Genomic DNA, 21,889 nt, shown 5'->3' with positions numbered 1-21,889 from the left:
CGGTGGGGGAAGCGCCGAGGGATGCGCGGGGCGAGGAGTGGATGACGCCATGGCGGACGCCGGACCGTACGACAACGAGGACGACACGGGGAACGGCACCAGGGGCGGCACGAGCGGCGGCGAGGACGGCGGTCGGCGCCCCGAGCTGAGCGAGGTGCCGGAGACCCTGCTCTGGAACCTCTACATGCGGGCCGCGGAGGCCCGCCGGGCGCGGACCGTGCTGGCCGACCCCAAGGCCGTGGAGCTGGCCGACCGCGTCGACTACCCCTTCGAGGAGACCTTCGGCCCGCCCAGCCCGCTGCTGTCGCAGGGCCACGCACTGCGGGTCCGCACCTTCGACACCGCCGTACGGGCCTTCCTGGACGAGCATCCGGACGGCACGGTCGTCGCGCTCGCCGAGGGCCTGGAGACCCAGTTCTGGCGGGTGGACAACGGGCGGGCGCGCTGGCTGTGCGTGGAGCTGCCGGAGACCGCCGAGGTGCGGCGGGCGCTGCTGCCGGACGAGGAGCGGCGGCGCACCGTCGCCCGCTCGGCGCTCGATCTGTCCTGGCGGGACGAGGTCGATCCGGCGCGCGGGGTGCTGATCACCGCGCAGGGGCTGCTGATGTATCTGCGGCCGACCGAGGTCAAGGACCTGATCGCGGGATGCGCCGAGCGGTTCCGGGGCGGGGCGCTGGTCTTCGACGCGGTGCCGCGGTGGTTCAGCGCCCGCACGACGCGCGGCGAGATGCGCACCGCGCGGGGCTACAGCCCGCCGCCCATGCCGTGGGGCATGGACGCGGGCGAGCTGCCGAAGGTGCGGACGGCCCATCCGGCGATCACGGACGTGCGCGAGGTGCCGCCACCGCGCGGCCGGGGCTTCTACTACGGCGCGGCGGCACCACTGATGCGGCGGCTGCCCGCGATCCGGAACCTCCGGCCGACGATGACGGCGATGGCGCGCTTCTCGTAAGGTTGCGGCGGAGAGAATGGACGGGTGAGACGCCCGCCAGACACCACCGGGCCGATACGGCCCCGGCTGCCGTCCCCCGTGGGGGACGTGGCCGACCCGTGGCTCGCGGGCCGGGGCGTGGAGCTGCGGCTGAAGCGGGACGATCTCATTCATCCGCTGGTGCCGGGCAACAAGTGGCGCAAGCTCGCGCCGAATCTGCGGGCGGCCGTCGAGGGCGGGCACACCCGGCTGCTCACGTTCGGCGGGGCGTACTCCAACCACATCCGCGCGGTGGCCGCGGCGGGTGCCGCGTGTGGGCTGTCGACGGTCGGGGTCATCCGGGGCGACGAGCTGGCCGACGCGCCGCGCAACTGGTCGCTGGCGCGGGCCGAGGCACACGGGATGGAGCTGGCCTTCGTCAGCCGCTCCGCCTACCGCGCGTTGCTGCGCGGCCTGGGCGGGGACGGCCCCGGCGCCCGGCAGGCGCTGGAGGAGCGGTGGGGGCACGCGTATGTGCTCCCGGAGGGCGGTACGAACGTCCTGGCGGCGCGCGGGGCCGCGGATCTCGTCGCGGAGCTGCCCGGCCTGGGTCCTGGCGATGTGGTGTGCTGCGCGGTGGGCACCGGGGGCACGCTGGCCGGTGTCGCCACCGCGCTCCCGGCCGGTGCGCGGGCGCTGGGTTTCGCCGTGCTGAAGGGGGCGGAGGGCTATCTGGACGGTGAGGTGGCCGAGCTGCACCGGCGCGGTTGGGGGCGGACGTTCGGCAACTGGCGCATCGAGCACGGCTACCACGGCGGCGGCTACGGGCGCGTCCCGGCGGAGCTGGAGGCGTTCGCGGCGGAGTTCGGGGAACGGCACGGGGTCCGGCTGGAGCGGCGGTACGTGGCGAAGCTGCTGTGGGGTGTGTACGGGCTGGTGGAGCGGGGTGAGCTGCCGGCGGGCAGCCGGGTGACGGCGGTGATCACCGGGCCGCCGGATCCGGAGCCGGGCCGCACAGCGGTCAGTCGGGGATGCGCAGGCGCATGACTCTCGTCGCCGAGTGGCGGACCGTGCCCTCCTGGCGGACCTCGACGGTCAGGTCCGGGGCGATGGGGCGGTAGGCGATCTCGGCGCCGACGCGGTCCAGGGCGGTGGGGAGTTCGGCGGGCGGGGGCTCGGGGTCGGGCAGGTCGCGCAGGGCCGTGCTGAGCTGGGCGCGGACGGCCGTGGAGAGCGGGGAGGAGATCAGCGGCGCGTCGTCCCCGGGGAGCACCAGCGCGAGGGCGCGCGGGCGGAGGCGGGGGCCGACGACGCCGATGACGACGGCGTCCCGGGTCTCCGAATGGCGCACCTTCCGCCAGTGGCGGCCCGGCCGGTAGGGCTCGTCCAGCTCCTTGATGACCAGACCCTCGATACCGATCTCCAGGAGTGACGCGTACCAGGTGGCGGCGACCTCCGGATCGGTCGTCATCGGCACGGCCTGGAGCGGCGGGCCGAGCGGTTCGAGGAGCGCCGTCAGCCGGGCGCGGCGCTGTTCGTACGGAAGCGACCGCAGATCCTCGGTACCGATCGCGAGCAGGTCGAAGGCGGCGTAGGAGGCGGGCAGTTCCCGGGCGAGCCGCCCCGCCCGGGACTCGGACGCGGCGAAGGCGCGCTTCTGGACGCCGGCGAAGTCCGTACGGCCGCCCGCCCACACCACCACCTCGCCGTCGAGGACCGTGCCGGGCGGCAGCGGCCGCGCGGCGGCCGCCAGGTCGGGGAAGGCGCGGGTGACGATGCGGCCGGAGCGGGCCTGCATCCTTACGGTGTCCCCCAGCCGGAAGATCAGCAGCCGATGGCCGTCGAACTTGGGCTCGTACGCCAGCCGCCGTCCGGGCGGGGCGGCGGGCAGGACCGGTACGACACGGGCCAGCGCCACCTCGACGGGTGGCTGGAGGGGCGGCTCGTGGGAGGGCGGCGTCATCGGTCGGCCGCGCCTTCGCCGTCGCCAAGGCCGTCGTCGCCGCCCCTGCCCTCGTCCTCACCCTCGCCCTCACCCTCGCCCTCCTCCTCGACGCCCTCCTCGACGCCCTCCTCGACGCCCTCCTCGACGTCCGCCCCGACCGTCGGCAGCGGGCGCGCCCGCTCGGGGTCCAGCAGCGGGGCGAGCAGATCCCCGTGGCGGTCGAGCCGCGCGGGGATGTCGTCGATCAGGAAGACCAGCGCCGCCGGGTCGTCGCACGCCTCGACCTCCTCCCAGGTGACGGGCGCGGAGACGGCCGGTTCGGGGACGGCGCGGGGGGTGTACGGGGCGGCGGTGGTCTTCGCGGCGGCGTTCTGGCTGAAGTCCACGTACACCTTCCCCGGCCGCAGCGAGCGGGTCATCTTACGGATGACGAGGTCCGGCATGGCGTTCGCGGCCTCCACGGCCAGCCGTCTGGCGTAGGCGGTGGTCTGCCGGGAGGGGGTCGGCTCCACCGGCACCAGCAGATGCAGCCCCTTGGAGCCACTGGTCTTCGCGTACGCCGTAAGGCCGTCGTCGGCGAGCCGTTCGCGCAGCCATACGGCGACGGGGCGGCAGTCCACGATCGTGGCGGGCGGGCCGGGGTCGAGGTCGAAGACGAGCCGGTCGGCGATGCCCACGCCCTGGTCGATCCGCCACATCGGAGTGTGGAGCTCCACCACGAGGTTGGCCGACCACATCAGCGAGGGCAGGTCCTGGATCACCACCTGCCGCGCGGTCTCCCCCTTATGGCGGGTGACCTCGGCCGTCGTCACCCAGGAAGGCGTGCCCGGAGGCGGATTCTTGGTGAAGAACTTCTGGCCGTCGGGGCCGTCCGGGTAGCGCAGGAACGCCAGCGGCCGTCCGCGCAGATGGCCGAGGAGCGGGTCCGCGGTCGACGCCAGATAGTGCAGCAGCTCGCCCTTGGTGGTGCCGGTGGCCGGATGGATGACCTTGTCGAGGTTCCTGAGCGTGATCCGCCGCCCCTCCACCTCCGCGATCGGGGACATACGATAAGAATCTCACGAAAGGGATCAAGTATGCGATCTATCTGGAACGGGAACATTTCCTTTGGCCTGGTGAGCATTCCGATCAAGATCTATCCGGCCACCGAGGACCACTCGATCTCGTTCCGGCAGATCCATATGCGCGACAACGGTCGCATCCGCTACCGCAAGTTCTGCGAGCTCGAGGACAAGCCGGTCGAGTCGAGCGAGATCGGGCGGGCGTACGAGGACGCCGACGGCGCGCTGGTCCCGATCACCGACGAGGACCTGGCGGCCCTTCCGCTGCCCACCACCCACACCCTGGAGATCGAGGCGTTCGTCTCCGCCTCCGAGATCGATCCGCTCCAGCTGGGCGACGCCTACTACCTGGGCACCAGCGGCGCCGCCGGGGCCAAGCCGTACACCCTGCTGCGCGAGGCCCTAAAGCGCAGCGAGAAGGTCGCCATCACCAAATACGCCCACCGCGGCCGCGAGCGGCTGGGGATGCTCCGCGTCGTGGGCGACACGATCGCGCTGCACCGGCTGCTCTGGCCGGACGAGGTGCGCGAGCCCGCGGGGGTAGCCCCCAAGGAGAAGGTGACCGTGAAACCGGCCGAACTGGACCTCGCGGACACCCTGATGCAGACGCTCGGAGAGATCGATCTGAACGATCTGCGCGACGAGTACCACGAGGCGCTTGAGGAGCTGGTGGCGGCGAAGGTGTCCGGCGCCACGCCCACCGCCGAGCCCGGCGAGCGGCCTGAGGGCGCGCAGGTGGTCGACCTGATGTCGGCGCTGAAGGAGAGCGTCCGCAGCGCCAAGGAGTCCCGGGGCGAGGGGGCCGCGGAGGGCGAGGCCGGGGAGGAGGCGGAGGCCGGGGCGACGGTCCACGAACTGCGCGGCCGCAAGAAGGCTCCGGCGAAGAAGGCCGCGTCGGCGAAGAAGGCACCCGCGGCCGAGAAGACCGAGAAGAAGACGGCGGCGAAGAGGGGCGGGTCGAAGACGGCGAAGACGGCCAAGTCCGCGGAGGAGAAGCCCTCGGGGAAGGCCGCCGGGAAGAAGCAGACGGGCACGAAGAGGGCCGCGGCCAAGAAGACCGCGGCCAAGAAGTCCACCGCGAAGAAGCAGACGGGCGGGCGCGGCACGCGGACCGCCTCCTGAGGGGGCTTTCCCCTGCCCGCCCCTTCCCACAACCGGGGCTCCGCCCCGGACCCCGCTCCTCAAGCGCCGGAGGGGCTGATTTCAGCCCGTCCTGGGCCCAAGGGACAAGCCCGCCGCAGGCACGACCCGCGACCGCGGTCAGCTGAAGTCGGCCGCGTGGTCCGCCGCCCACTGCGCGAACGTACGCCCGGGGTGCCCCGTGATGCGCTCGACCTCGGGCGAGATCGCCTGCGACCGGTCCACCAGCTCCGCGTAGACGCGCAGCAGGGAGTCCGCCATGTCCGGCGTGAGGAACCCGCCGACCATCTGCTCCCGCGCCGTCTCGTGCGGGATCTCCTCGTACCGCAGCGGCCGTCCGACGGCCTCACCGATGATCCGCACCTGGTCGGCGAAGCTCAGCGACTCGGGACCGGTCAGCTCGGGGGCCTTGCCGACCAGGTCGTCGGTGAGCAGGGCGCGGGCGGCGACCTCGCCCATGTCGGCCTCGTGGATGAGCGCCATCTGCGCCCTGGCGTACGGCCCGTACACCACGTCTCCGGCCTTGATCTGGTCCGCCCACTGCAGCGCGTTCGCCGCGAAGCCGCCCGGGCGGACGAACGTCCACTCCGGCCCCGTGGCCTTGACCTCGTCCTCCAGCGCGCGGTGGCGGGCGCCGATCGGGTTGCGCTGCGGATCGGTGTCATCCAGGACGGAGGACGAGGAGAGCATCACGATCCGCCGTACCCCGCTGGACTTGGCCCGCTCGAGAAGCTTCTCGGGCCCGACCTGCCAGACCACCGCGGGGTTGAGGAACAGCGCCGTGGCACCCTCCAGGGGCAGCTCATCGGTGCGGGCCGTCCGCACGCCCGCCGGCAGCCGGGCCGCCTCCGGGTCGCGGGTGAGCGCGAGCACCTCGGCGCCCGCGTCGGCCAGGTACTTCACCACATGGCTGCCGACGTTTCCGGTGGCTCCGGTCACCACGAACATGATCAATCTCCTTGCCCGTACCGCGATCCCGTTATGTAGCCCCGCCAGGTTCATCCAAGCGGATGAAGTTGTCAAACAGTTAGATGAGAGCGTGGCGGGGTCCCCCGGTTAGCCTGTCCGGGGCCCAGGAAGAGGAGATGACGACGATGCACGGGACGTCCAGGGGAGCCCGTCGCGCCCCCGCGCCGGAGGAGCGCAAGCTGGACCCGGCGCGCTCCCGGCGGCTGCTGCTCGAGGCGGCCATGGACGAGTTCTCCGAGAAGGGGTTCGCGGGGGCGCGCGTCCAGGACATCGCGGACCGTGCGGGCCTCAACAAGCAGCTGATCACCTACTACTTCGGCGGTAAGGAGGGCCTTTACCGGGAGCTGGGCCGCGAGTGGCTGCGGCGCGAGGCGACCTTCAACGACCCCGCGCTCCCCTTCGAGGAGCTGCTAGCGCGCTATCTCCGGGCGGCGTTCGACGACCCCCGCGGCATCCGGCTGGCCATCTGGCAGGCGCTGACCGGCGAGGTCGGGGACGAGCCGCGCGAGGACCTGTCCGACATGCGGCGCCGTCAGGCGGCGGGCGAGCTTGCAGACGACCTCGACCCGGCCGCCATGCTGCTGATGTGCTACGCCGTGGTCTCCGCACCGGCCACGATGCCCCACGCCGTCCGCCAGATCTTCGGGATCGAGCCGGACTCGCCGGAGTTCCGGGAGCGGTGGGAGCAGCAGCTCCGCCGGATCGTCCGCCACCTCGCCACGTAACCGTGCGCCCTGCCGTCGGCTCGTAATTCGGTTGCCTCCGCCCGCCCCGGTGTCCAGGATGTCCGCGACCTCACCTCTACGAGCAGGAGCGACCGATGCGCCGATTCCTCGGAACGACTCAGTGCCCCCACCGGACGACCGTTTTCGAGGACTTCAGCATCCATGCCCAGCTCTTCACGGGTCTCACAGACCCTCAACATCGGTGTGCTCGCCCATGTCGACGCCGGTAAGACCAGCCTGACCGAGCGGCTGCTCTACGACGCCGGGGTGATCGACCGGCTCGGCAGCGTCGACGCCGGGGACACCCAGACCGACACCGGCGAGATCGAGCGGCAGCGCGGTATCACCGTACGGACCGCGGTCGCGTCCCTCACCGCCGGGAACACCAGGGACACCGGGGACACCCAGATCAACCTGATCGACACCCCCGGCCACTCCGACTTCATCGCCGAGGTCGAGCGCGCCCTCGGGGTGCTCGACGGCGCGGTGCTCGTGCTGTCCGCCGTCGAGGGCGTCCAGGCGCAGACCAGGGTGCTGATGAAGACGCTGCGGCGGCTGCGGCTCCCGGTGCTGCTCTTCATCAACAAGATCGACCGTGCGGGCGCCCGCGACGAGGGGCTGCTCGCCGATGTCCGGCGCGTCCTGGCGCCACATCTCGTCCCGCTGACGTCCGTAAGGGGCCTGGGCACGCGGAACGCCCGCGTCCGGCCGCGTTCCCTGGAGGATCCTGGGGTGCGCGCGGAGGCGGCCGAGGTGCTGGCCGAGACCGATGACGCGATGCTCGCGCGGGTCGTGGACGGCTCGCTGCCCTCGGCCGAGGAGGTGGAGACGGCGCTCGCGGCCCGTACGGCGGAGGGGCTGGTGCATCCGGTGTTCTTCGGCTCGGCGCTCAGCGGCCAGGGCGTCGGGGCGCTGGTCGAGGGGGTGGCACGGCTGGTGCCGCCCGCGCCGGGCGGCACGGAGCCGCGCGGCACGGTCTTCGCCGTCGAGCGCGGCGGAGGCGGCACAGGCGGAGGCGGCAGAAGCGGCACGGGCGGAGGCGGCGCAGGCGGCAGCGGCGCCGCGGGCGGCGGAAACAGTGCCCGTGGTGGCCGTACGGCCTATCTGCGGCTGTTCTCCGGCGAGGTGACGCTCCGCCAGCGGGTGACCCTGCACCGCCGCGAGCCCGGCGGCGCCCTGACCGAACACACCGGGCAGATCACCGCACTGGAGGTCATCGGAGCCGCGGGAACCGTAAGGGGGCCACTGACCGCCGGGAACATCGCGAGGATCAAGGGGCTGCCCGGGGTCCGGGTCGGCGACCGGCTCGGGCCCGTCCATGACGCCCCGTCGGACCGGCGGCACTTCGCCGCGCCCAGTCTCCAGACCCTCGTCCGCGCCCGCGAGCCCGGCGCCACCGCCGCGTCCCGGCTGCACACCGCGCTGCTGGAGCTGGCCGACCAGGACCCGCTGATCCACGCGCGGGCGATGCCGGGCGGAGCCACCTCGGTGCTGCTGTACGGGGAGGTGCAGAAGGAGATCATCGCGGCCACGCTGGTCCAGGACTACGGCATCGAGGCGGACTTCGAGCCGAGCCGGCCCGTGCTGGTCGAGCGCCCCTCGGGGGTCGGCGAGGCCGTTCATGAGATCGCGCGTTCCGACCACACCGGGCCGTGGGCGACCGTAGGGCTGCGCGTGGAGCCCACCGAGCGCGGCGCCGGGGCGGTCTTCGGCTATGAGACCGAACTGGGCGCGCTGCCCCGCGCGTTCCACAACGCGATCGAGGACACCGTGTACGAGACGCTGCTCCACGGGCCCCGCGGGCGTTCGGTGACGGACTGCCGGGTCGTGCTCGTACGCTCCGGTTTCCTCGGCCCGGAGAGCACCGCGGCCGACTTCCGCGACATCACCCCCGTGGTGCTCGGTGATGCCCTGGAACGGGCCGGGTGGCGGATCTACGAGCCGTACCACGCCTTCGAGCTGGAGCTTCCGGCCGAGACGCTCGCCCCGGTCACCGCCCACCTCGCCGCCGCCGAGGCGGACATCGGCGAGAGCGTGGACGGTGCCACCGGATGGCTGCTGCGGGGCGAGCTCCCGGCCCGCCGGGTGCACGGTTTCGAGCAGGTACTGCCCCGGCTGACGCACGGCGAGGGGGTGTGGTGGTCCCGGCCGTGCGCCGACCGGCCGCTGCGTGCCGGGGCTGCCCCCGGCACCGGGGCCTAGATCTCGGGAGGCCCCACGCGGTTGTAGACGAGACTGTTGCTGGTGCCGCCGGGAGTGGTGACGGTCACGTTCACCGGCCCGGCGGGCCCGGCCGGTGCGACCGCGGTGACGGCACTGTCGGAGACGATGGTGAAGGAAACGGGTGTGGAGTCGAAGAGCACCGAGCTGGTGGTGGCGAGACCGCTGCCGAAGAGCGTGACCGTGTTCCCGCCCGCGACCGGCCCCTCGGTGGGCGAAAGGCTGGTGAGGACGGGAGCGGCGACATAGGTGAACGGGACGCCGTTGCTCGTCCCACCGGGCGTCACCACCGTGATCTGCACGGTGCCGCTGCCCGGCGGGGACACCGCCGTGATCTGCGTGGCGGACACCACCGTGAAGGAGGTCGCGTCGACGGCCCCGAACTTCACCGCCGTCGCGTTGAGGAGGTTGGTGCCGGTCAGGGTCACGGTCGTACCACCGGAGGCGGGCCCCGTGGCGGGTGAGGCATCGGTGAGGGTGGGGACGCCGACGTAGAAGTACGCCACCCCGTTGCTCGTCCCACCCGGCCCGGTCACCGTGATCTGCACCGGCCCGGCCGCCCCGGGCGGGGCGACCGCGGTGATCTGGGTGGCCGAGTCCACCGTGAACGACAGTGCGGGCGTGGAGCCGAAGGTGACGGCGGTGACGCCCGTAAGGTCGCTACCGGCGAGCGTCACCGTGTTCCCGCCAACGACCGGGCCCTGGTCAGGGGAGGCGGAGATGAGCACGGGCACCGGCGCCGTCACATAGCTGTACGGCTGGCCGTTGCTCGTACCGCCGGGCCCGGTCACCGTGACCTGCACGGTGCCGGTGCCCGGCGGCGCCACCGCCGTGATCTGCGTGTCGGACACCACCGTGAACGACGTGGCCGGCGTCGCACCGAAGCGCACCGCCGTAGCGCTCGTGAAGCCGCTCCCCGTCAGCGTGACCGTATTGCCCCCGCTCGGCGGCCCCTGTCCCGGAACCACGGTGGTGAGCACGGGCGCCGGCACCGCCGAGTAGCTGAACGGAACGCCATTGCTCGTGCCGCCCGGTGTCGTCACCGTGACCTGCACGGTGCCGCTCCCCGGCGGGGACACCGCCGTGATCTGCGTGGCGGAGACCACCGTGAAGGAGGTCGCGTTGACGGCCCCGAACCTGACCGCCGTGGCATTGAGGAGGTTGGTGCCGGTGAGGGTGACCGTCGTACCACCGGAGGCGGGGCCCGTGCTCGGCGAGATGCCGGTGAGGGTGGGGGAGGCGGCATAGCCGAACGCCACCCCGTTGCTCGTCCCGCCCGGTGTCGTCACCGTGATCTGCACGGTGCCGCTGCCCGGCGGGGACACCGCCGTGATCTGCGTGGCGGAGACCACGGTGTACGACAAGGCGAAGTTCGGGCCGAAGCGGACCGCCGTGGCCTGGGTGAAGTTGCTCCCGGTCAGGGTGACCTGGGTCCCGCCGCCGGTCGAACCGGCGGCGGGGCTCACGGAACTGATCACGGGAGGGGACGCCGCGGCCGTCGAGGCACCGGTGCCTTTACCTGTGGCTTGAGGGGTGCTCAAGGTGGATCTCCTTCTGGCGGGTCGTCCCATGGGTGATCAGATGCCGGGACCGGCGGCGTAGCTGAAGCCGTCGGCGGCGGTGGCGCTGCCACCGTTGGTGGTGACCACGACGTCCACCGGACCGGCGGCGCCCGGAGGCGTCACGGCCGTGACGACGGTGTCACTGATGACGCCGAACGGCGCAGGTGTGCCGCCGAAGGTCACCGACTCGGTGGTGCTGAGGTCGGTGCCGGTGATGGTCACCGATGTGCCACCGGAGGTGGGCCCGGAGGTGGGAGCGACGGAGATGATGGTGGGCGTGTCGACGTAGGTGTACGTCAGACCGTTGTTGGTGCCGCCCGCCGTGGTCACGCTGACGCCCACCGACCCTTCCGCCGCGCCCGCGGGGACGGTGACGGTCAGCTGGCCGTCGTTGACCACGGTCGGGGTCGCGGAGTTGGCGCCGAAGCTCACGGAGGTGGCGGTCGAGAGGGCGGTGCCGTTGATGGTGATGGTGTTGCCGCCCGCGAGCGGGCCCGAGCTGTCGCTCAGCCCGGTCTTGAAGGGCGCTCCGATGTAGAAGAAGTTCAGCGGATTGCTGGTGCCGCCGCCCGTGGTCACGGTCACCGGCACCACCCCGGCGCCGGACGGTGAGATGACGGTGACGGACGTGGGGGTGTTGGCGGTGATGGTGGCGAGCTTGCTGCCGAAGTGAACGGCCGTGGCGCCACCGAGGTTGACGCCGGTGATGGTGACGGTCGTACCGCCTGCGGTGGACCCTTGGTTGGGCGAGATGGGCATGGGGTGTTGCCTCCTGAGTGAGGGCGGGCGTGGACGGGACCGGGCGGGCTGGACCCGCTACGCGCTCACGGAAACCCGGTGCGCGACAGCGGGCTTTGGGGCACCCGCCCGGTCCTCCTCGCGGTACGCCTGGCGCCCGGCTCCGGCGAGGACGCGGCGCCCCCAGCGCCGAAAGAATCGACGGGAGGTTCCACCGCACACTTTCAGTAATCCATCCGACGTAGCGCGCCACAAGAAGGGGTGACGCCACGTCACCCGAATGGCCGGGCGCGCGAGACCGGCGGCGCCGTACATCATGCGCGCCGGGCCTGCCATCCCGCTCCGTAACGGCCCTGGCGCGCCCCTCTCCGGACCCGTCACGCCCCTCTTAGAGCCCGTCACGCTCCTCTTGAGGACCCCGCCGCTCCCCCCTGCCCGGCTACTGCCCCGCCCCTGCCCGGCCGCTGGCGCGCCCCCGTCCCGCCGCTGCCGCGCACCTCACCCGTTCCCGTGACCCATCGGACGGACGGGTCACTTCCGTACCGCCCGGGCGTATGCTCTTGCCGCATGGGGGCGGAAATGGGCATTACCGCCGATGCGACCTCCAACGGGGGCACTTGGCGGGTGAGGATCCGTAGTTCGGCCGGTGACGTCCTGGGCGCCGGAATCCTCCTGGGCAGTGAGACGGTGCTGACGTGCGCCCATGTGATCCCCGACGACGGGCTTCCGGTGCCCGCCACCGAGGTGCTGGTCGAGCTCGTCGAGGTGCATGAGGCCCGGCCCGTTCCCGCACGCGTCGCCGCCGGCTGCTGGGTGCCCCAGCGCTCCGACGGATGCGGCGATGTGGCGCTGCTGCGGCTCGGGCGGCCACAGCCCGCAGAGCACGCCGCGCCGCTCTACCGGCTGCCGCCGGTGCTGGGCCGGCCGGTGTGGATGGGCGGCTTCCCCAAGGGGCTCGACAACGGCCACTATCTGCGGGCTAAGACCGCCGGGCGGGTCGGCCCCCGGGCGGAGTGGGTGGGCCTTGACCCCAAGTCGCCCAGGGATGTGGTCCGTAAGGGCTTCAGCGGCGCCGGGGTGGAGGACGAGGCGACCCGGCATGTCATCGGCATGGTCGTCAGCCGGTACGACGACCCCGTCGACGTGCCCCCGGCCGAGCGGCTCAGCGTCTCCTACATGATCCCGGTCGAGACGATCGTGCGCCATCTGCCGGTGGTCCACCGCTGGGTGCGCGGCGACCCCGGGGTGGACCGGCCGCTGGTCTCCCCGCTGACCACCGGCGGTGTCCAGGACATCGGGTTCGCCCAGCGGCTCGCCATATGGCTGCGCCGGGAGCCCCTGACCGGGCGCGCGGGCATCGCCGACGTGGAGACCGTGGTCATCGAGGACGACGACCACGCGCGGTACGAGGCGCTCAGCCGCGCCATCACCCTCGCCGACCGCGAGCTGTCGGGCGGCGGCCCCGACGAGGCGGTCTCGGCCGCGCCACACGGCACCGTACCGCCGCTGGGCAGCGTGGACCTGGCCATCGACGTCACCAAGCGCACCGACACCGAGGTCGCGCTGCGGGTCGCGGACCGGATGGATCTGCGCTCGCCCGGCGACACCTCCCCGCTCAGCCGGGTCCGGGCCAACGCGGTGCCGCTCACCATCGTGGCCGTCGGCGTGGACCGCGCCCGCGACCCCGAGGCGCTGGTCGGCTTCATGAAGCTGCTCGCCGACCGGGGCAGCCGGCTGCTGCTGGTCTTCCGCGACCCCCACTCGAGCGGACTGCGGGCGGCCGAGCGGCTGTTCCGCCCGGAGGCGGCCCGGATCGACGCCTGGCTCGACGAGCTCGCCGGGCGGGTGGCCCTCGCCGCCGACCGCGAGCACGAGACGGCCGAGCGCGGGGTGCGCCGCTCGTCCTTATCGGACGCCGAGGACGCCACGGCCCTGCGGATCAATCTGACCCGGCTGCGCTCCGACCCCGAGCTGCGCTCCCACCGCATCGTGGCCAAACTGGCCGCGTTCGAGCACTCGGTGCGGGCGGTCGCCGAGCGGGCCGAGGAGACCCTGAAGGTGATCGACGCCCAGCAGCCGGCGGTCCAGGAGCTGAAGTGGCAGCTGGTGTCGTACACGGCGATGCTCGGGGCCAAGGCCGAGTCCGAGCGGGCCGAGCTCATTCCGCTGCACCGCGCCGCGGTGCGGCTGCTGGCCGAGGTGCCCTGCGACCTGCCGGAGGCCCGCCGGGCCGTCGACCGGTTCGTGGCCGCCGTGCACACACCGCCGGAGGGGGAGGCGCCATGACGAACCCAACGGACCCGACGAGCCGGACAGACACGACGAGCCGGACAGACCCGACGGACCAAACGGGCTCGACGTACCCGACAGACCAGACGGCTGGGACGCTCTGCGACCGCCCGGACTGCCGCGGCGAGGGCCTGGGCCGGATCAACGCCCGGGGGTTCTGCTCGGAGTGTGGCCGCAGGCCCCTGCCCGCCGTCCCTCCGCCCGCTCCCCCGCCCGCCGAGCCCGCCGTCCCTCCGCCCGCCGAGCCCGGCGCGCCCCTGGGGTCCGAGTCGACCGCGACCACGGCCCGTGCCCGCCGGCGCGATGTGGCGCGGAAGTTCACGGTGCGGCCCGCGGCCGAGGGCCTGCTGGACCTGCCCCGGGTCGAACTCCCCTCGCTGCGCGACCTGGTGATGGACGATCCGCGTCCGCCGTCGCGCGGCCAGACCTGCGGCTGGCAGGGGTGCGAGGAGATCGTGGGCGCGCCCTACGCCGGACAGCCCGGGCTCTCCCGGGGCTACTGCCCGCGCTGCCGCCATCCGTTCGACTTCACCCCGCGGCTGAGCCCCGGCGATCTGCTGGGCGATCAGTACCGGGTGATCGGCTGTGTAGGGTACGGCGGGCTCGGCTGGGTCTATCTCGCCGAGGACACCCAGCTGGACGACCAGCCCGTGGCCATCAAAGGCCTGATCAACAACGAGGATGAGGCGGCCCTGCGGGTGGCGGTCGAGGAGCGCCGCTATCTGACCATGCTCGACCACCCCGGCATCGTCCGGATCATCAACTACGTCACCCAGCCCGACCCCCGCGGCGGCGCGCTGACGGGCTACATCGTGATGGAGTTCGTCGGCGGGATGACGCTCGCCCAGATCAAGGACCACATCGCGGACGCGGTGAAGCCGTACGACGGGCCGCGGCTGTACGAGCACATCATGGCCTACGGCTGTCTGGTGCTGCGCGCAGTGGGCTATCTGCACGGCGAGAAGCTGCTGTACTGCGATCTCAAGCCGAGCAACGTGATGCACTACGAGGACCGGGTCAAGGTGATCGACCTCGGCGCGGTGTGGCGGCTGGGCCAGCGGGACGGCGGGCCGCCGGTGATCACCGAGGGGTTCGCCGCCCCCGAGGTGCTGGCCCGGGGCGCCTCCGCCCTCACTGAGCGCCATGACCTCTTCGGGGTCGGCAGAACGCTCGAGGAGTTATCGGACAAGGCCGCCCGGCAGGCCCAGCGACCGCCGGGCCTGGGCGCCGAGTCCTACCGCCGGGTGCTGGCCCGCGCCACGGCGGCCGACCCGGAGCGGCGGTTCGGATCGGCCGCGGAGATGTCCGAGCAACTGTGGGGCGTACTGCGGGAGATCCACTCGCTGCGGCTGAACCGTGAGCAGCCGGAGCCGTCCACGCTCTTCGCCCCCACCTCAGCGCTGCTTGACGCCTCGCTGGGCCGGATCCCGGACCTGGAGCGCTGGCTGGACGGGGAGCCGCGCCCGCTGCTGGCGTCCGGGCTGCCCCGGCCCGAGCGGGTGCCGCTCGGACTGCCGGTGCCGTTCCCTGACCCGGGGGATCCCGGCGCGGCCCTGCTGGGCGTCCCGACCGACAGCGGGCCGCGGCGGCTGATCGAGCAGCTGCACGCCTTCCCCCGCCCCTCCACCGAGATCCGGTTGCGCGTCTGCCGCGCCTATCTGGAGCTGGGAGAACGGGACGCGGCGACGGACGAGTTGGCGATCGCGGTGGAGCTGATCGGCTCCGCCGCCCCGTATGACTGGCGGCTGTCCTGGCACCGCGCCCTGCTGCGGCTCGCGGACGGCGCGGTGGCCGACGCCCGGCGGGAGTTCGACGAGGTGTACAGCGCCCTGCCCGGGGAGTACGCCCCCAAGCTGGCGCTCGGCTACTGCGCCGAGCACCTGGGCGACCACGGGGCCGCCAAGCGGTTCTACGAGGCGGTATGGCAGCGCAACCGCTCACAGGGCAGCGCCGCCTTCGGGCTGGCCCGGCTCCGGCTCGCGGCGGGTGACCGGGGCGGCGCGGTGGAGATCCTGGGCGGGGTGCCGAAGGTCTCCCGCCACTACGACGCGGCGCGGATCGCCATAGTGCGGGTGCTGTCGGGGCGGCTCGGCCACCCGGATGCCCTCCCGACGGCCGAGGACCTGGCGGAGGTGCGCACGAGGCTGCCGCGGCTGTTTCTGGACGAGGGGCGCGAGTCCGGTCCGGCGCGCGACCGGCTGACGGCGGAGTCGCTGGAGGTGACGCTGGACTGGGCGGAGCGGCAGGCCGGGTCCGGGTCCGGGTATGGCTCCGGCGCCGGGGAGCGGAGGGGTGAGCCCGCTGAGCGCGCCCGTGCACGGCGCTGGGCGGGGAAGGGGCGCTGGGTGGGGAACCAGCGCTGGGCGGGGAAGGGGCGAGCCGATCTGGCGGCTGAAGCGCACCGGAGGGGAACCGAACCCGCGCCGCTGGTGTATGGGGAGTGGGAGGACGAAAGCGCGCTGCGCGGGGAATTGGAGCTGACGCTGCGCCGGGTGGCCCGGCAGGCGGACAGCCCCGATGCGCTCGGGGCGCTGATCGACCGAGCGAACGCCATCCGGCCCGTGACCCGCGTCTGACAGGGGGATCAGATGAACGAGGACCGCAGGAAGAGACAGCACGGCCCAGGCCCGGAGGGCGCGGGCGGGGGCCCGGCCCTCACCCTGCGGGTGCATCAGAACAAGTACCTGCCCGCCTCCGCGGGCCGCACCGAGATGCACGCCATCGTCAGTGTGCGGGCCCACGGCCTGGGCCCGGCTGCGGCCCGTACCGCCACGTCGGAGGTCATCGTCATCGACTGCTCGATGTCGATGAGCTGGCCGCCCACGAAGATCGCGGCGGCGCGGCGGGCCACCGCCACCGCGGTGGGCATACTGCGCGACGGCACCCGCTTCGCGATCGTCGAGGGCACCGAACAGGCCCAGGTGGTCTATCCGTTCACCGGCGGCATGGCGGTTGCGGGGCCGGACACCAAGGCCGCCGCCGCCCGGGTGGCGGCCCGGCTGCCCGCGATCGGCGGCACCGCGATCGGCTCCTGGCTGGACCTCGCCCGGCGGCTCCACCAGCGCCAGCCCGCCGCGATCCGGCACACCCTGCTGCTCACCGATGGCCGCAATGAACACGATCCGCCCGGCTATCTGGACCGGGTGCTGGACGCCTGTGCCCCGCATTTCACCTGTGACGCGCGCGGGATCGGGGACGGCTGGGACGCCGCCGAGCTGAAGCGGATCGCGCACCGGCTGCGCGGCCGGGCCGACGCGGTCCTGGAGGACTCCGCGCTGGCCGCCGAGTTCGAGGAGATGGTCTCCGCCTCGATGGCCAAGGCGCTGGCCGGGGTGCGGATCCGGATCCGCACCCGGGCGGGCAGCCGGGTCGGCCTCGTCAAGCAGGTGCACCCCACTCGGCTGGACCTCACCGACGAGGGCATCCGCCCCGATGAGCGCACCTGGGAGTGGACCAGCAGCGCGTGGGGCGACGAGACCCGCGAGTACCAGGTGTCCGTGCTCGCCGATCCGCGGCGCGATCCGATGGGCGAGGACGTGGAGCTGGCCGCCGTGGAGCTGGCCGTGGAGGGCGACACCGCGCTGCCGCCGCCCGAGCCGCAGTCGATGCTGGTCCAGTGGACGGACGATGTGCTGCTCTCGTCCCGTATCGACCCCCGGCTCGCCCACTACGACGCCGACTCCGAGCTGGGTCACGCGATCACCGCGGGCTGCGATGCCTACGAGGCGGGTGACCGGGAGCGGGCCCGCCGCCAGTGGGGGCGCGCCGTCCAGCTGGCCCATCAGCTGGGCAGCGAGAAGATGCTGGCCCGGCTGAGCGGGCTGGTCCACATCGTCGACGCGGCCACCGGCCAGGTGCGGATCCGCGAGCCCATCCGGCCGCTGGACCTCAACTCGGTGATCGTGGTGTCGGAGGAGAGCGCCCCCTTCAGGGGCAGGGAGCGGCCTGAGCCCGCCGCGCCGCCCGCCGCGGATGTCCTCTGCCCGGCCTGCGGGCGCCGGTCGCCCGCCACCGCCGGGTTCTGCCAGCAGTGCAACGCTCCGCTGAGCGCCGAATCGGGCGCACCGGGCGGCGCGGTATGAGCACCACCCGGGCCTTCCTGGTGCGCCGGCTGATCGCCCTGCTCGTGGTCACGGCGGTGGCCGTGACCTCGCTGCTGGCCGCGTACTACGGCGTCAGCCGCAACTCCAAGGCGGTGACCGACCGGACCACCCCGGCGATACTGCAGGTGGCCGCCGCCATCGACGCGCTGAACGCCTCGTACGACGAGGCGCGGCGCAGCATCTCCAGCCCCACCGCGGAGTTCGAGGGGCTCAGCGAGGAGTACCGCGACAGGCTGTCGACGGCCAGGCAGAGCCTGACCCAGGTGTCCAAGGGCACCATCGGGGGCGAGTCGGCGCGCGGGGCCCTGCGCACCTCGGCGGCGCTGGTGACCTCCTACGGCGACACCGTCGAGCAGGCGTACGCGAACCGCGAGAACCCGACGCTCAGGGACGCCTATCTGCGGTACGCCGACTCCATCCTGCGGCGCGACCACAGCGGGGTCCTGGACCGTCTGAAGGCGGTGCAGCAGCGGCAGTTCGGCGTGCTCGACGACCAGTCCTCGTTCGGCTGGCTGCTGACGTTCGCCTGGTGGCTGCTGGTGCCGGGGCTGTTCCTCACGCTGGCGGCGCTGCTGGTCCACACCCAGCGCTTTCTGCGGCACCGCTTCCGGCGGCTGGTCAACCCCTGGCTGGCGGCGGCCACCGCGCTGCTGGTCGCCCTGCTGCCGCTGGCGGTGTTCACCTATCAGACCCAGGACCGGCTGGAGTCGACCCGGGCCAGCCTGACCCAGTCGGACATCGGCCGCACCGGCGGCCCCACCGCCAGGAAGGTCGCGCGCACGATGCGGAACGCGCATTGGCAGGCCGGTGCGGTCGGCTGGATACCGGTGGGCGGAGCCGTGCTGACCGCCCTGATCCTGGTCGGTCTGCAGCCGCGCATCGACGAGTACCGGTTCCAGCCCCGATGAGCGCGGCGAAGCGGTCCGGTCACGCCACGGCCACGGTCCTCGGGCTGTGGATGGTGCTGCTGTGTGTCGTGGGCGCGGGCGATACGAGCGGCTGGCAGTCGCGCGGCAGCGTCAGCGTGCTCGCGTCATGGACCGGCGTCGAGGGCAAGGCGTTCCGGGGTCTGCTGGACACCTTCACCCGGCGTACCGGGATCCATGTGGACTACCAGGGCACCACCGCACTGCGCGAGGTGCTGTCCTCGGAGGTGGCCTCCGGGACCCCGCCCGACATCGCCGTACTGCCCAGCGCGGGCGAGCTGGCCGCGTACGCCCGCCAGCGCCAGCTGACCCCGCTGGACGCGGTGATCCCGAGCCGGGAGCGCACGGCCTACGGAAAGCTGTGGACACCCCGGCTGAGCGCCGACGGACCGGTGTACGGGATCGCGGTGAAGGCCGATCTGAAGAGCATTGTGTGGTACGACCGCGACCGCCGCCCGGGCGCCCTGCCCGCCCTCGCGGCCGACGGCCGCCAGTGGTGCGTCGGCATGGGCGACGACGCGGCCTCGGGCTGGCCCGGCACCGACTGGATCGAGGATCTGCTCCTCCAGCAGCAGGGCAGCTCCGTCTACCAGGAATGGGCCACCGGCGGGCTGCCGTGGACGGACCCCCGGGTGGAGCGGGCCTGGCAGAGCTGGGGTTCGCTCTTCGGCAAGGACACCGCGCGCACCGCGCTGATCACGGACTTCCGCAAGGCGGGCACGGAGCTGTTCGGCACGGACCCGCCGTGCGCGCTGGAGCACCAGGGCTCGTTCATCCGTGGCGGATACCCCGACCCGGCCGAGGCGGCCTTCGCCTTCTCCCCCGGGCTCCTCCCCGACACCGACCGGCGATCCACCGCCCGGGAGGTCTCCGGCGACTTCGCCGCGATGTTCCGCGACACCCCGCAGGCCCAGGAGCTGATGCGCTATCTGATCTCGGCCGACGCCCAGCGGGCATGGGGCGAGAAGACCGCCGACAGCAGCACCCACCCGTTCTTCGCCAACCGCGGCGTCCAGCTGGACGCCCAGGGCGACGACGCCGTGGGCCGGAGCATCGCGAGGACGCTCCGGGACTCGGCCTCGCTGTGCCTGGACGCCTCGGACGCCATGCCCACGCGGATGCGGGTGGCCTTCCAGCGCGCCGCGCTGGCCTACCTCAGCGACACCGGCAAGCCCCCGGACGGGCTGCTGCACAGCCTGGAGCGGATCCGCCGGAGCCTGCGGGACACCCCCGACCAGCCCTGGCTGTCAACGGTCTGCGGCTGACCGGGGGCGGCGCGCAGGCTGCCGACCCCCGGCCGACCGGTTCGGGCTCACGGAACCATCTCGTCCGGGCAGGGCGTGCCGCGCGGCAGCTGGTACTTGCCCGTTATGCGGTAGATGCCGGGCCCGGGGGCGTGCAGCACCGTCCACTCGTCCTCCGGCTGGCCCTCTTCCCCGCCCTCGGTCTGCTTGGTGAGGCAGCCCTCGCGGTTGATCGGCAGCCGGTCGTCCTCCCCCTTCGGGGCCTGGACGCTGTGCCCGTCCTCGTCCACCAGTCCCAGCCACGGCGAGTACGGGATGCGGATGAGCACCGGGCCCTTGGTGCGTACCGACACCACCAGCTGATCGGCGCCCGCGCGCCGCACGGTGGCGGGCGGGTCGGCGATCTGCGTCGGGTCCTTGACCTCGTACAGCTTCCAGTTCTCGTCCGACCAGACCTGGCGCAGATAGGGCAGATCGGTGCCGAGCAGTTCGGACTCCTTCTCCGCCGCGGTGTCCGGGTCGTCCGCGGGCAGCACCACATAGTGCACCGCCCAGCGCTTGAGCCATTCGTGGTAGCTGACCGGGGTGAGGGTGTCCTCGCCGTAGAAGATCGGGTTCCGGTCCAGGTCGCGCTGGCGGTTCCAGCCGCGCGCCAGATTGACGTACGGGGCGAGCGCGGAGGACTCGCGGTGGCTGCGCACCGGAACCACCTCGACCCGGCCCCGGTCGGCCTTCTCCCGCTTGAGCCGGTCGACCAGCGGGGCCAGCTCACGGGCCCAGGAGGCGGAGGGGGCGGTGTGGACCACATCGTCGGCGGTCTTGATCCCCTGCCACACCGTGACGGTCGCGAGCGCCAGCACCAGAACGGTCCAGCGCCGGCCCGCGCGCGTCGTGCGCAACTCGGCGCGCGGCGGCTTGCGCACCGCGGGCAGCGCGGCGATCAGCACCACACCGCCGAAGATCATGCCGAGCCGGGAGATATTGGTACCGATCTGGGAGGGAATCGCCCAGGTGAGCACCACTCCCAGGCAGTACAGCGTGGCCCCGACCCGCACCGTCGACCAGCTGCGCGGCACACACATCAGCGTGGCGGCCCCGGTGATGAACGGCAGGATCACCGATCCGATGCCCATCGGCTGCTCACCGGAGAACGGGAACAGCCACGCCGACAGGCCGACCACCACGGCCGGGGTGATCCCCAGCGCGTACGCGGCGGGGCGCCGCCTGGTCAGCCACAGCCCGGCGGCCACGACGCCCACGAACAGACCGGCCACCGGGCTGGACATGGTCGCCAGCGCCGACAGCACGGCGGCCAGGACGAACCGTCCGGTCTTGTGGTGCCAGTGCCGGGAGCGCCACCGCCGGGGCCAGGCGAAGATCACGGCAACGGCCGCGAGCCCGAACATCGCACCGAGCCCGAAGGTCACCCGGCCCGAGATGGCGTTGCAGGTCAGCGCGAACGCGCCGTACATGGCGGGCCACATCGGCCGCCGTACGGCACGGCTGCGCACCAGCAGCAGCGCGAGCAGCCCGGCGGACAGCGTCCCCGCGACCATCATCGTCGAGCGGACCCCGAGGACCGCCATCAGATACGGCGAGATGACGCTGTACGAGACGGGGTGCATCCCGCCGTACCAGGCCAGGTTGTACGCCAGATCCGGATGCTGGAGGGCGAACTCCGCCCAGGCGTCCTGCGCGGCGAGGTCACCGCCGCTGTTCGCGAGCAGCGCCACCCAGACCAGATGGAGCAGCGCGGCGGCGACCAGGGTGGCCAGAACCGGATGGCGCAGCGCCGTCCGGACGCGCTCGAACAGCCCGCCCGAAGCGGCCTGGCGGCTCTCGCGCCCCGCCTCCGCCGGGCCGGTCGGCTCGTCCGGCCAGCGCTGTGTGGGTACGCGTATTCGTGCGGCGGTGCTCTCCTCCGAGCCCCCGCCTTCATCGGCCCGTGTCGGATCCACGGTGGTCACTGCGGCTCTCCCCGTCTTCCCCCGAGGTCTGCCCCATCGTCCTCAACCCCGCGCCGGATCGCTCCGGTTCCGCGGCGGGTCCAGGCCGGG

General features: G+C 73.0%; 16 protein-coding genes. 10 read left to right on the top strand and 6 right to left on the bottom strand.

Annotated features, from left to right (window positions below):
* Nucleotides 1-49 precede the first annotated feature (49 nt).
* Both VT50_RS24545 and VT50_RS24540 read left to right on the top strand, forming a co-directional pair.
* The gene (locus tag VT50_RS24545; protein ID WP_078840947.1) at nt 50-952 is read left to right on the top strand and encodes a class I SAM-dependent methyltransferase; all 903 of its coding nucleotides are present in this window, start codon (nt 50-52) and stop codon (nt 950-952) included.
* A gap of 24 nt (nt 953-976) precedes the next feature.
* Nucleotides 977-1,957 carry a 1-aminocyclopropane-1-carboxylate deaminase/D-cysteine desulfhydrase gene (locus tag VT50_RS24540; RefSeq protein ID WP_240529295.1) on the top strand — a complete coding sequence of 327 codons (981 nt, stop codon included), beginning with the start codon at nt 977-979 and terminating at the stop codon, nt 1,955-1,957.
* On the opposite strand, the gene VT50_RS24535 is transcribed toward VT50_RS24540, so the two are convergent.
* Complete coding sequence (locus VT50_RS24535) at nt 1,932-2,873, bottom strand: ATP-dependent DNA ligase (protein WP_046089659.1); 942 nt, start codon at nt 2,871-2,873, stop codon at nt 1,932-1,934. The two genes, VT50_RS24540 and VT50_RS24535, sit on opposite strands and share 26 nt — an antisense overlap.
* Nucleotides 2,870-3,901: a non-homologous end-joining DNA ligase gene (gene ligD, locus VT50_RS24530; protein WP_046089660.1), complete on the bottom strand. Its 1,032-nt coding sequence runs from the start codon at nt 3,899-3,901 to the stop codon at nt 2,870-2,872. The genes VT50_RS24535 and ligD overlap by 4 nt, the downstream gene beginning before the upstream one ends.
* Before the next feature lie 30 nt (nt 3,902-3,931).
* On the opposite strand from ligD, the gene ku reads away from it, so the two are divergent.
* On the top strand, nt 3,932-5,038 hold the full coding sequence (ku, locus tag VT50_RS24525) for a non-homologous end joining protein Ku (RefSeq protein WP_046089661.1): 1,107 nt from the start codon (nt 3,932-3,934) through the stop codon (nt 5,036-5,038).
* Between the two features lie 138 nt (nt 5,039-5,176).
* On the opposite strand, the gene VT50_RS24520 is transcribed toward ku, so the two are convergent.
* Nucleotides 5,177-6,004, bottom strand: coding sequence for an NAD(P)H-binding protein (locus tag VT50_RS24520; protein ID WP_046089662.1), 828 nt, complete (start codon nt 6,002-6,004; stop codon nt 5,177-5,179).
* A gap of 137 nt (nt 6,005-6,141) precedes the next feature.
* Between VT50_RS24520 and VT50_RS24515 the strand changes: the two genes are divergently transcribed.
* Together VT50_RS24515 and VT50_RS24510 are read left to right on the top strand one after the other, a co-directional pair.
* Complete coding sequence (locus VT50_RS24515; protein ID WP_240529294.1) at nt 6,142-6,750, top strand: TetR/AcrR family transcriptional regulator; 609 nt, start codon at nt 6,142-6,144, stop codon at nt 6,748-6,750.
* Nucleotides 6,751-6,912: 162 nt separating this feature from the next.
* The gene (locus VT50_RS24510) at nt 6,913-8,952 is read left to right on the top strand and encodes a GTP-binding protein (RefSeq protein ID WP_046089663.1); all 2,040 of its coding nucleotides are present in this window, start codon (nt 6,913-6,915) and stop codon (nt 8,950-8,952) included.
* On the opposite strand, the gene VT50_RS24505 is transcribed toward VT50_RS24510, so the two are convergent.
* Together VT50_RS24505 and VT50_RS24500 are read right to left on the bottom strand one after the other, a co-directional pair.
* Entirely contained in the window at nt 8,949-10,448 is a 1,500-nt protein-coding gene (locus VT50_RS24505) for an IPT/TIG domain-containing protein (RefSeq protein WP_075200521.1), read from the bottom strand. The two genes, VT50_RS24510 and VT50_RS24505, sit on opposite strands and share 4 nt — an antisense overlap.
* Nucleotides 10,449-10,547: 99 nt before the next feature.
* Complete coding sequence (locus VT50_RS24500) at nt 10,548-11,291, bottom strand: IPT/TIG domain-containing protein (protein ID WP_046089664.1); 744 nt, start codon at nt 11,289-11,291, stop codon at nt 10,548-10,550.
* A gap of 603 nt (nt 11,292-11,894) precedes the next feature.
* On the opposite strand from VT50_RS24500, the gene VT50_RS24495 reads away from it, so the two are divergent.
* From VT50_RS24495 to VT50_RS24475, 5 genes are read left to right on the top strand one after another with little or no spacing between them, the layout of a single operon-like run.
* A complete protein-coding gene (locus VT50_RS24495; protein ID WP_240529293.1) occupies nt 11,895-13,556 on the top strand; it encodes a S1 family peptidase in 1,662 nt (553 codons plus the stop codon).
* Nucleotides 13,553-16,135: a serine/threonine-protein kinase gene (locus VT50_RS24490; RefSeq protein ID WP_079343882.1), complete on the top strand. Its 2,583-nt coding sequence runs from the start codon at nt 13,553-13,555 to the stop codon at nt 16,133-16,135. The genes VT50_RS24495 and VT50_RS24490 overlap by 4 nt, the downstream gene beginning before the upstream one ends.
* Before the next feature lie 12 nt (nt 16,136-16,147).
* Nucleotides 16,148-17,641 carry a VWA domain-containing protein gene (locus tag VT50_RS24485; protein WP_046086022.1) on the top strand — a complete coding sequence of 498 codons (1,494 nt, stop codon included), beginning with the start codon at nt 16,148-16,150 and terminating at the stop codon, nt 17,639-17,641.
* Complete coding sequence (locus tag VT50_RS24480; protein WP_046086023.1) at nt 17,638-18,570, top strand: hypothetical protein; 933 nt, start codon at nt 17,638-17,640, stop codon at nt 18,568-18,570. The genes VT50_RS24485 and VT50_RS24480 overlap by 4 nt, the downstream gene beginning before the upstream one ends.
* The gene (locus VT50_RS24475) at nt 18,567-19,853 is read left to right on the top strand and encodes an ABC transporter substrate-binding protein (protein ID WP_053048545.1); all 1,287 of its coding nucleotides are present in this window, start codon (nt 18,567-18,569) and stop codon (nt 19,851-19,853) included. The genes VT50_RS24480 and VT50_RS24475 overlap by 4 nt, the downstream gene beginning before the upstream one ends.
* A 47-nt stretch (nt 19,854-19,900) precedes the next feature.
* Here the strand turns inward: VT50_RS24475 and VT50_RS24470 are convergent, their stop codons facing one another.
* Nucleotides 19,901-21,799, bottom strand: a complete 1,899-nt coding sequence (locus VT50_RS24470; RefSeq protein WP_046086024.1) for a DUF2029 domain-containing protein — start codon at nt 21,797-21,799, stop codon at nt 19,901-19,903.
* Nucleotides 21,800-21,889: the final 90 nt, after the last annotated feature.

Origin of the sequence: Streptomyces antioxidans (assembly GCF_000968685.2) — a bacterium.
In the GTDB taxonomy this organism is placed as follows: domain Bacteria; phylum Actinomycetota; class Actinomycetes; order Streptomycetales; family Streptomycetaceae; genus Streptomyces; species Streptomyces antioxidans.
The sequence above is the reverse complement of the archived record's forward strand: the minus strand, read 5'-3'. Positions and strand labels throughout refer to the sequence as shown.